7 protein-coding genes and 1 pseudogene are annotated in these 8,057 nt (G+C 41.0%); 7 read left to right on the forward strand and 1 reads right to left on the reverse strand.

Annotation, left to right across the window (positions count from 1 at the left end; all coding sequences use genetic code 11):
- Positions 1 to 7: 7 nt before the first annotated feature.
- From CES79_RS11520 to CES79_RS11535, 4 genes are all read left to right on the forward strand, one after another.
- The gene (locus CES79_RS11520; protein ID WP_089137285.1) at positions 8 to 1,465 is read left to right on the forward strand and encodes a 6-phospho-beta-glucosidase; all 1,458 of its coding nucleotides are present in this window, start codon (positions 8 to 10) and stop codon (positions 1,463 to 1,465) included.
- A complete protein-coding gene (locus CES79_RS11525) occupies positions 1,446 to 2,348 on the forward strand; it encodes an ROK family protein (RefSeq protein WP_089137286.1) in 903 nt (300 codons plus the stop codon). The genes CES79_RS11520 and CES79_RS11525 overlap by 20 nt, the downstream gene beginning before the upstream one ends.
- 261 nt (positions 2,349 to 2,609) lie before the next feature.
- Positions 2,610 to 2,975, forward strand: a complete 366-nt coding sequence (locus CES79_RS11530) for a hypothetical protein (RefSeq protein WP_054656234.1) — start codon at positions 2,610 to 2,612, stop codon at positions 2,973 to 2,975.
- Between the two features lie 77 nt (positions 2,976 to 3,052).
- The gene (locus tag CES79_RS11535) at positions 3,053 to 3,430 is read left to right on the forward strand and encodes a hypothetical protein (RefSeq protein WP_054656231.1); all 378 of its coding nucleotides are present in this window, start codon (positions 3,053 to 3,055) and stop codon (positions 3,428 to 3,430) included.
- A 45-nt stretch (positions 3,431 to 3,475) separates the two neighbouring features.
- On the opposite strand, the gene CES79_RS11540 is transcribed toward CES79_RS11535, so the two are convergent.
- Positions 3,476 to 3,961, reverse strand: coding sequence for a C39 family peptidase (locus CES79_RS11540; RefSeq protein ID WP_089137287.1), 486 nt, complete (start codon positions 3,959 to 3,961; stop codon positions 3,476 to 3,478).
- Between the two features lie 217 nt (positions 3,962 to 4,178).
- Between CES79_RS11540 and CES79_RS11545 the strand changes: the two genes are divergently transcribed.
- From CES79_RS11545 to CES79_RS11555, 3 genes and pseudogenes are all read left to right on the forward strand, one after another.
- Positions 4,179 to 5,804 carry a peptide ABC transporter substrate-binding protein gene (locus CES79_RS11545; RefSeq protein ID WP_089137288.1) on the forward strand — a complete coding sequence of 542 codons (1,626 nt, stop codon included), beginning with the start codon at positions 4,179 to 4,181 and terminating at the stop codon, positions 5,802 to 5,804.
- 276 nt (positions 5,805 to 6,080) lie between these two features.
- Entirely contained in the window at positions 6,081 to 7,691 is a 1,611-nt protein-coding gene (locus tag CES79_RS11550) for a xylulokinase (RefSeq protein WP_089137289.1), read from the forward strand.
- A gap of 75 nt (positions 7,692 to 7,766) precedes the next feature.
- Positions 7,767 to 8,057: pseudogene (locus CES79_RS11555) on the forward strand (L-arabinose isomerase); the annotation flags it as partial.

The raw sequence follows: 8,057 nt of genomic DNA on the forward strand, positions 1-8,057 counted from the left end.
AAAATCTATGCAAGTACCAAAGAATTTTTTATGGGGCGGCGCAATTGCTGCTCATCAAGCAGAGGGTGCTTATAACGTTGATGGAAAAGGTTTAAGTGTTGCCGATGTGATGACAGCGGCTGGTAATTTTGACGAACGGCGAATCACGGATGGTGTGAAAGATGGTGAATTTTATCCTAACCACGAAGGAATCGACTTTTATCATCAATATCCCGAAGACGTGAAACTCTTTGCGGAAATGGGCTTTAAATGTTTCCGAACTTCAATTGCCTGGTCTAGAATTTTTCCCAACGGTGATGAAAATGAACCAAACGAAGCCGGCTTGCAATTTTACGATCGGTTATTTGATGAGTGCCATAAATACAAGATCGAACCAGTAGTGACACTTTCACATTTTGAAATGCCTTACCACTTGGTAACTGAATATGGCGGCTTTCGCAGCCGAAAAGTATTGGATGCATTTGTGAAATTTGCGAAGGTGGTTATTGACCGGTATCAACATAAGGTCAAATATTGGCTGACATTTAATGAAATCAATAACCAGACAAATTATGATCGAGCATTTACACTGTTTACCAATTCGGGTGTTCAGATTCATAAAGGCGAGGACGCTGAAGCAGTCATGTATCAAGCTGCCCACTATGAAGTTGTTGCTAGTGCTAAAGTGGTTCAGTTTGCGCATCAATTGAACCCAAATCTATTAATTGGGGCAATGGTGGCATTTTCACCCGTTTATCCGGCAACCGATAAGCCGGATGATGTTCTGAAAGCACAACGGGCAATGCAAGCCAGATTCTGGTTCTCAGACGTTCAAGTTGAAGGCAGCTATCCAAGTTGGTTACGTCAATATCAAGCTGCCAAGAAATTTAATCTGGACATTACGGATGAGGATCTTGCAACTTTGAAGCAAGGCCGAGTGGATTACCTTGGCTTTAGTTACTATATGTCATTTGCAACGGCAGCCAGACCAGGTGAGGATGAGTACTATTCCTATAATGAAGCGACAGACTTGGTAGCAAATAACCACGTGCCACAGTCGGATTGGGGGTGGCAGGTTGATCCTAAAGGGTTACGTTATGCGCTAAATTGGATGAATGATCGCTATCATTTGCCACTCTTTGTCGTTGAAAACGGAATTGGTGCTATTGATCAGTTAGAAGCGGATCATCAAATTCACGATGGGTATCGCGTCAAGTATCTACGAGACCATATTCAACAAATGAAACTAGCAATTAACGATGATGGCATTGACGTGATGGGCTACACTCCTTGGAGTGCCATTGATATTGTCTCAGCAAGTACGGGTCAGTTATCCAAGCGCTATGGCTTTATTTATGTCGATCGTGACGATGACGGTAGTGGTACTATGAAGCGTTACCGTAAGGATTCGTTTTACTGGTATCAAAACGTGATTGCAACGAATGGCGAGAAATTAGGTGATGATAATGCCGACACAACAAGATGACAATGGTTTATTGGCAGTCGATATTGGTGGCACATCGGTCAAATATGGTTATTGGAACCAGCAATTGGAAAATTCTGGCAGCTTTAAGACGCCTAAAACCTGGGCAGAAATGCACGATAAGTTGTTAAGCTTGCCCAGTCAAATCACTCAACCTATTCGCGGGGTTGCAATCAGTTTACCCGGCAGTGTGGATATTAAGAAGGGCCAAATTTCGGGGACTACTGCAGTGCCATACCTTAATGGGTTTGCAATTCGAAAAGAACTAAGCGATGATTTTCAACTGCCAGTAACGATTCAAAATGACGCTAACTGTGCGGGATTGGCGGAGACGTGGATTGGTAACGCTAAAGACGTATCGTCGGTAGCGCTGCTAATTATTGGTACAGGTATTGGCGGTAGCATTATTCAAGATGGCCAGTTATTAACGGGTCATGATCATTTCATGGGTGAATTTGGCTACAGTATTTTGAATGGTCAAAATAAAACCCTAAGTGACTTAGGCAGTCCCGTGCAAATGGCTAAAAAATATACCCGGATAAGTGAGTCACTAGCGCCAGTAGATGCACCCCAGATTTTTGAAAAAGCCAAACAGGGTGACAAGTTAGCCCAAAATTGTATTAATGATATGGTTCATTGGCTAAGCTTAGAAGTCTATAATTTGATTACGAGTTTTAATCCTGATCGATTATTGATTGGTGGAGGTATTTCGATTCGCGATGATTTTTTAGAGATGATTCGTAATCGAGTAGGGACACTTTTAAAGCAAAAAGGTGCAACTGTTACAACGGATATTGATCGTTGCCGGTTTTGTAATGCATCTAATTTAATTGGTGCTGTGGCGCAATTCTTAAGTGAATACCCAACGTTATTAGCCATCAAATAGGGTAGAAATTAATGGTGAAGCGCAGTCACGGTTGTTGTGGTTGCGCTTCTTTTAAAATTTAAAATCAATTTAAAATGAGACAACTATTATTTTTTAACTATCCGTGGAACACATTATAGAAAATGGGTTTACAAAAGTTTTTAATTTAAATTAAAGATGGATAATTTCTTATAGCCATTTTAGTTATCCGTTGTATACTTTGTGCAACAATGAATTTTTGGGAAGTAGGGGAGCTATATCAATACCACACTTGTCTTTCAGTTGCCAGTTTATATTGACTGGCTGGATCATTGTAATCAGCGGCACGTCACGACTGGCCGGCAGTTGGAAATGGCAATTCACGAACTATTACTCTCGCAGAGTCCGTGGACGGATGAGTGGCAGACGGAGGTTCCATACGCCGCTGGTAAGGAAAAAGGAACGGCCAGATTAGCTGCGGTTCGTGCTGATCATCAGCATCACCAGGCGATTTTGACCATTCGCTATCATCAGCCAGCGATTAGTGGCCATGATGCTTCTCAGCTGGCAGGGATTGTGGCCGTTTTTCTAAAAACAGTCATGAACCGTTTTTGTCAGCATACGGTGTTCGGTGTACAAAACAGCCGTCTAGTCATTCGAATTGCTTAGTTGCTCAGTTTTCTTAAAATTCATTCGTTATCAAGTTCCAATAAACTTAAATAAAAAAATCTGGAAGTGATCTATAGATGCCTCAATCTAACATGGAGCCCGATGAGATTGTTGAAAAATTCGGCTTGCCATCATCTGAGGATATCATCAAGGCAATGGGAATAACCCCAGACGTTTTGGATAAGGAAGTTGCTAGTGCTCAGAATTATCATAAACATGGGAACAATCCACCCAGTTATTTAAACGTCCGCAGTATCAATGAACTCATTGAAGATGAATACGATGACTTTGTACAGGTATTGTATAACAAGGGAGAAACCGAGATTTCCTACGACGAGCTGTTTAATTCGTTTAAGCAGCGGCTTAATCAGTATTTGACGAACTGTGTCATTGTTAAAAATACTGGCCGGGCCTACTTAGCCGATGAAAATGATCGGACAGCATTAAAAGTATAATCAAAGAACCATTGATGACCGTGTTGAGGTTATCAATGGTTCTTTTTAGATGGTGATGGCACGGTTACCCAAATGTGCCCGAATTTCGGCAAATTGCTGATTGGATATTTTTTCAGTTTTTGCCGTCCAGCAGTCGTTGACGATGACGTTGTCAGCATCGTATCCGATCATTGTTAAAGCGTGGGTGTGAAAGCCGTCAAATTCGCCGACCCAGACCACCACGGGATGATTCTGGTCGATCTGTGCTTTTAAGACTGATAACGAAGCACCCGTTAGGTCGGTAGCGTGACCAGCGTATTTAGTGATCAATTTAATGAGAGCAGGTGGGTAGATGCTATTGCCGTTCTCAGTAAACGGATCGCCTACGAACCCTTGATTGCAGTCGCTTGCGTCATAAGGCATTTCGTGGGCTAGTTGGACTTTATTGACCGGTATGCCAACGGCTTGCAGGAGCATCGTGACTGCCGTGATCTCACAGCCAGTTGGCAATTCCGGACGTTGCGCAATGAGTGGGACAGTTAATTTTTTCATGTCAGTTAACCTCACTTTTTAGTTTGAGCATAACAGATTCTTTTGAGGGACGGCAATGAATTCCGCTTGATAATCAACCGATGATAACAATTTTAATGAAATAACGATTAACAGTATTAAATAAACATTAAATTAATATGTGTATTTACTCATAAATGTGATAGAATATGAATAGTTGATGTTGTGATTCAGATGAGTTGTCTAGGAGGAAAACAATATGAAGTTCAATCCAAAATGGGCGGTTACCGCTAGCCTAGCCGGGTTAGCGCTAATACTCAGTGCTTGCGGCTCTAGTAATAGTGCCAGCAAGAAACAGACGTTTACAATGCCCACCGACAGTGAGTTATCAACAATTGATCTTTCAAAATCCACTGCTTTAGGTACGTTTGATATGTTAAATAACACGAACGAAGGATTATACCGTTTAGGAAATCACAGTAAGCCTGAAACGGGATTAGCCACTAAGCTGACGCAAACTAATAATGGTCGCCATTACGTCATTGATATGCGCCACAATACTAAGTGGAGCAACGGTGATACCGTTACCGCCAAAGACTTCGTTTATTCCTGGCAACGAACTGTGAACCCGAAAACCGCTTCGCAGTATTCGTATTTGTTTAGCGGTATTAAGAATGCCGATGCCATTTCCAAGGGCAAGATGGCGCCAAATACTTTGGGTATTAAGGCTACCGGTAAGTATCAATTGACGATCAATCTGGATCATCAAATTCCGTACTTCAAGTTGCTACTGGGCTTCCCAGTCTTTTATCCGCAAAACCAAAAAGTGGTCGATAAATACGGTAACGGCTATGGGACCAGAAGTGACCGCATGGTTTACAACGGCCCGTACAGACTGACTAAGTGGAACGGGACTGGTACGACTTGGACCTTAGCCAAGAACAACACTTACTGGGATAAGAAAGCCGTAAAGATGAGTTTTATTAAGTATCAAGTTGTTAAGGATAACCAGACGGCTTTGAACCAATACAATTCAAAGAAGTTAATTGGTGCGCCATTGACTGGTAATCAAGCCAAGAACCTTAAGAACAACAAGAACCTCATCTCACGGCCGCAATCAAGCAGTTACTACCTGGCTTTGAACCAGCGTATGAAATTATTTAAGAACTTGAAGATTCGTGAAGCGATTTCTATGGCCATCAACCGTCAGCAGATCACGAAGAAGGTCTTGGGTGATGGTTCAATCGTTAATAACAGTTTCGTCTCTAAAGGCTTAGCAACTAATCCTAAGACGGGTAAAGACTTTACTGCAGATACCACTGCGCCAGCTTCTATGAAGTACAATCCGAAGCAAGCGAAGATCTTATGGCAACAAGGTCTTAGAGAAACCGGGATCACTAATCCTAAATTCACTATTTTAGGTGCTGATACGGATGCTGGTAAGCAAGTGAACGAATACCTCCAAAGCACTCTGCAAAAGAATCTGCCAGGTTTGAAAGTTTCCGTTTCAAGTATCCCGTTCCGGACCGTGTTAGCACGACAAGCATCACGGCATTATCAAGTCACTTCTGCTAACTGGTTCGCGGACTTCTCAGACCCAATCACATTCTTGAACATTTACACGAAGGGTAATCCAAGCAACATCTCGGACTGGTCAAACAATACCTATGATCAGTTGATCAAGGCTTCCAACACAACGGATGCGAACAAGCCGGAGCAACGTTGGGACGATATGGTCAAGGCCCAAAACATCCTGTTGAAGGATCAAGGGATTACACCACTGTATCAATCATCAGCTCCATGGCTCTTTAGCCCGAACGTGAAGAACGTTGTTTATAATTCAGCGGGTGCTAACTATAACTTTAAGAATACGTATCTTAAGTAATGTATGTATAAAATGAAGTAAATATTAAAATTCCCCTCTAGGTGGGCAAGCCGGAAGTTCGGCTTGGCTGGTTGGAGGGGAATTTTTGTTAAAAAATAAAAAATGATTGTGAATTGATAAGAGAGTACTGGTAAGAATTCTTTTGATTTTGAGCAAAATAATCATACGTATAAATTTAAAAATGTGTTGATTTATACTAACAAATACCATACAATAACCATTGTAAGCGGTTTATTTAATTGCTTTATAGCTAATAAAGCGTTCGGAGGGTTTGAAATGGACATTAATCATGGCAAAGAAAAAATTGTTGCTGGCCAGGTTGCACTTGGTATTGAACTTGGGTCAACCCGTATTAAAGCCGTTTTAGTGACAAATGATTTTCAAACCGTTGCCTCAGGTGATTTTAACTGGGAAAATAAATTGGTCAATAATATTTGGACCTATCCAGTTGATGAAATTTGGCAAGGGATTCAGTCGAGTTATAAAGAAATGGCTGACAATGTACAGAGTACTTTTGGGGTTTCTTTAAAGAATATTGGATCGATTGGTATTAGTGCCATGATGCATGGCTATATGCCATTTGATAAAGAGGGGAACCTTTTGGTACCATTCAGAACTTGGCGTAATAATATTACCGAACAAGCTGCTGATGAATTAACAAAATTATTTAATTTTAATATTCCACAACGTTGGAGTATCGCACATCTTTATCAAGCTATTTTAAATCAGGAAGATCACGTCAAGGACATTAACTTTATTACTAGCTTAGCAGGTTATGTGACTTGGAAGCTTTCTGACGAAAAAGTATTGGGAATTGGTGATGCGTCAGGCGTTTTCCCAATTGATGATGACACTCAGACTTACTCAACAGAAATGATTGATAAGTTTAATCAGTTGAAGACGGTTAGACAATATATCTGGAATTTGAGTGATATTTTACCACAGATCAAAAAAGCAGGAGAGACTGCTGGTAAGTTAACTGAAAAGGGCGCTAAGTTACTGGATCCTAGCGGTACGCTTCAAGCTGGTTCGTTAATGGCGCCGCCTGAAGGTGATGCTGGTACTGGTATGGTTTCAACGAATGCCGTTCGTAAACGAACTGGTAACATTTCGGCAGGAACTTCCGCCTTTTCAATGGTTGTTCTAGATCAACCGATGAATAGTGTCCACCGTGATATTGATATGGTAACCACGCCAGATGGCGCACCGGTTGCAATGGTGCACACTAATAATTGTTCGTCTGACATTAACGCTTGGGTCAGCTTATTTAATGAATTTGCTAAAGAAATTGGCGTTGACTTAAAGCCTAACGATTTGTATGGTGCCTTATTTAACAGCAGCAAACGTGCTGATTCTAACGCGGGTGATTTACTGAGTTATGCTTATCTATCAGGCGAGAATATTACTAAGATGCCTGCTGGTCGGCCAATGTTTGTGCGAACACCTAATAGTAAATTTAATTTACCTAACTTCATGAAGACCCATCTCTATTCTGCGTTTGCTCCTCTGAAAATTGGTAATGATATTTTGGCAAATGAGGAACATATTAAAGCAGATGTATTCATTGCGCAAGGTGGTTTGTTTAAGACACCAGAAATTGGTCAGCAGGTGTTGGCTGATGCATTGAATACACCAATTACAGTGATGAGTAATGCTGGCGAAGGTGGGCCATGGGGGATGGCTGTTTTGGGCCTATATACCTTGGCAAAAGCTAATAATGCTGAGAATGAAAGCTTAGCTGATTTCTTAGATAATCGCGTCTTTGTTGATCCTCAGAGTACGACCGTTGATCCTAATGCAGAAGGTGTCAAGGGCTGCAATGAGTTCATTGAAAAGTATAAAAAGGGTCTAAATGTTGAGTTACAAGCTATCGATTCAATTAGCTAATGTTCAAGTGTGATAACGACTCAACATTATTAAATAAGTTAACCAAATTATTAAATAAAAAGGAGATATTCTATTATGTTAAGTACCCCAGATTATAAGTTTTGGTTTGTTACTGGCAGTCAATTTTTATATGGTGACGAACAGTTAAAGTCCGTTGAAAAAGATGCCAAAGATATTGTTGATAAATTAAACAAGTCCGGCAACTTACCTTACCCAATTGAATTTAAACTGACAGCTACTAAAGCTGATAACATTACTAAGCTGATGAAGGATGCTAATCATGATGATTCAGTTGCCGGTGTGATCACATGGATGCATACTTTCAGTCCTGCTAAGATGTGGATTCGTGGGACTCAACTATTGCAG

Source organism: Secundilactobacillus silagei JCM 19001 (assembly GCF_002217945.1).
Classification (GTDB): Bacteria; Bacillota; Bacilli; order Lactobacillales; family Lactobacillaceae; genus Secundilactobacillus; species Secundilactobacillus silagei.